At 50.9% G+C, this 279-nt stretch carries 1 protein-coding gene; it reads right to left on the minus strand.

Going from position 1 to position 279, the window contains the following annotated elements:
• Window positions 1-279 (minus strand): hypothetical protein (locus VJI77_RS07450; RefSeq protein ID WP_323988957.1); only part of this gene is annotated, 279 nt, incomplete at both ends.

A 279-nucleotide genomic window follows, 5' to 3' on the forward strand; every position in this document is an offset into this window, starting at 1 on the left:
TACCTCTGCAACAGGGCAGGCATTCTTGATAATGGCGGCGGCATCCCGCACCATATCCAATGCAACCGCCTCACCCAGTTCCACAAGGGAATTGTCGATGATGACAGTAGGGAATACGGACATATCACCAGATATGCGCTCGAACAATGCCTTAAAGCGTTCGGGCTCTTCCATGATATGATGGGCCAGGAGAAGATGATACTCGCCGAAAGCATCATAGCCATAATTGTAGAGGCTCTCCAGAATCTGGATCGGCGCCACAGGTGCAAAACTTGCCAT

It is taken from the genome of Parvimonas sp. D2 (genome assembly GCF_035282635.1).
Lineage (GTDB): Bacteria > Bacillota > Clostridia > Tissierellales > Peptoniphilaceae > Parvimonas.